The sequence below is a fragment of the Limnospira sp. PMC 1279.21 genome (assembly GCF_032349615.1).
Classification (GTDB): Bacteria; Cyanobacteriota; Cyanobacteriia; order Cyanobacteriales; family Microcoleaceae; genus Limnospira; species Limnospira fusiformis.
The window spans coordinates 2,089-4,512 of the sequence record NZ_JARPLU010000257.1; the positions used below are offsets into that span (position 1 = coordinate 2,089).

2 protein-coding genes are annotated in these 2,424 nt (G+C 44.7%); both read right to left on the reverse strand.

From position 1 onward, the window contains the following. Window positions 1-32: 32 nt before the first annotated feature. Window positions 33-278, reverse strand: coding sequence for a DUF2281 domain-containing protein (locus P5683_RS22890; RefSeq protein ID WP_008051559.1), 246 nt, complete (start codon window positions 276-278; stop codon window positions 33-35). A gap of 60 nt (window positions 279-338) precedes the next feature. Then, window positions 339-2,424 (reverse strand): DNA methyltransferase (locus P5683_RS22895; protein WP_315641080.1); only part of this gene is annotated, 2,086 nt, incomplete at its 5' end.

Below are 2,424 nucleotides of genomic sequence, written 5' to 3' on the forward strand. Positions count from 1 at the left end.
CAACCTACCTTTGATGTTGGGTTGCACCCAACCTACCTTTGATGTTGGGTTGCACCCAACCTACCTTTGATGTTGGGTTGCACTTGCAGTTCATCATCACTGGGGGCGGGTTCGGGACGTTTGGCGATGCCTCGGAGTCCAGTCAGAGTGCCAGAGGGAATAGGATGAATGGAGGTGAGTTGTTTTTGCTGGAGAAATTCGGCGAAGTCCTGGACTTCTGGGATTTGGTTTTCTGGAAGGGTTTGAATCAGTTGATTGAGTTTTTCGGCGGCTGTCATAGTTTTTAGGCAGTCAGTTGGTTGGATTGGGTTGGATTTGTTATATTATCCCCGATCGCTTTATGACTTGGTTTTCCGTTTGGCAGACTTTTGGGCTGGGGTGGGTTGGCTGGTCATTTTTGTATATAAATCAAACAGTTTTTCCAGGCGTTCGGTGTCGTTTTTGAAGCGACGACCGATGTAAATTCGCTCGATAATTTCATCGTTGCGATCGTGCGCTTCCCGCACTAGGGGGAATTCAATATCCATCCGTTTGGGGTCGTACATATCGGCAATTGTCGCGGGGAAATAATGTTCTCTCGCTAATAGGATATCTTCGGCGCAACGGTTGAGGTCAGCCTTGTTTTGTTCCGTGAGAGTTGGGACTGGAAAGGTGTTATAGCAAGTAGAAGATGTGTATCTAATCCTATCTTCAAGTTTTCCAGATACAGCCCTTACCCAAGATAAGTGTAACGTCGAGGAAATGATTGCAAGAATGTAAAGACTTGGCTCTTGAATTATGCTGGCAGCGTTGTTGATTACATAGCTTTCATCCAAGTATCCAGCAGTAATATAATCGCGCCTTTCGGAAAAAACTGTTGGGACAATAATTTGATGTGAATTACGCTTATTAATCCAAGCAAATTTATGTGGACGAGAAATTGCTGTCTGTGCTCTCGTCCCAGAATTTTCACGATATTTTCTAACTTGATCGACTCGCTTGTATATTTCTGCATTTTCCAGAGCCTCACTTAGGTTCTCATCTTCAATCCACAGACACCATCGCAGGTTTCCTTTGATGAATTCTCCAGAACCTAAATATGGAAGGATATATTTTGCGAATCTTCCACTATTAGCTTTAATTATTTCGTCTCTTTGGTTTCGATTAAGTATTAAATGTCCACCGTCTAATGCACCACTTCCATCAGTAATTACAGAATCAAGACCGACAGGGACTTTTGTGCTTTCCACAAAGACACTTTGCGCGTTAAGAAGATAAGCATTGATATTTTCAACAGTTCTTAAGCTGACTACACTATCCTTATCAATCTCATAAAGTTTACGGTTTTTAATTGGAGGATTGCAGAAACCAACTATAACAACAGAAACTCCTGCATTATGACTCGCTAGGTTAGCCCATTTAAAAGACGTATGAGCAAAAGAAATTTCTTGACCACTTTCATAAATGAGTGGCCATAGAATAGAAGCTTGTACTCCTTGACAAATTGAATTGGTTGCCACAAACGCGCTTGCTGTCGGTGTAACCTTGCTATACTCTGATGCTTTTATGAACCAACCACAAACATAATCAAGAGGCTTCCATATTTTTATTTTAGAAGCAAATAATAAACCTATATCTTCTGTTTGTTCTTTCGTGCGCCAATTACTCCCTTTGTAAGGCGGATTCCCACAAATATAAGTTTCTCCGCCCTCATTTTGAAAATCAATCTCCGCCTCGTCTTGGGTTTCCCCCCACAAATCCAAATCTTGACGCTGCACCTTTACCCCCGTTCCCGTGGGCGGACAAAGACTCAACCAATCCAAGCGCAAGGCATTCCCACAGGTAATCCAATTATCATTTTTCAGGGGCAAAAAATCGGCCAACGCCAACATCTGCCCGCGATGCAACACATCACACTGATACTCAGCAATAATCAAGGCTAACCGGGCAATTTCTGCGGCAAAATGGCGAATTTCTATGCCCCGAAAATTGGTCAAGGGAATCTGAGAAGGGCGCTCCGGTTCCCCCCGCCGACGGTTAATTTCCGCCTCAATTTTCCGCATTTCCTTATAAGCAATGACGAGAAAATTCCCGGACCCACAAGCGGGGTCAAAGACGCGAATTTTGGCGAGGCGTTGGCGCAAATTCAACAACTTGCGGCGATTCTCCCCAGCCGCCTCCAACTGCGATCGCAAATCATCCAAAAACAAGGGATTAAGCACCTTGAGGATATTGGGAACACTGGTATAGTGCATCCCCAAAGCGCCGCGCTCCTCCTCATCAGCCACCGCCTGAATCATGGAGCCAAAAATATCGGGGTTGATTTTTTTCCAGTCCAAATTCCCGACATGGAGCAAATAAGACCGGGCAATTTTGTTAAACCGGGGAACGCCCTCACCCCCAGCCCCTCTCCCAGAGGAGGAGAGGGGAGTAAGAGTTTCTTGG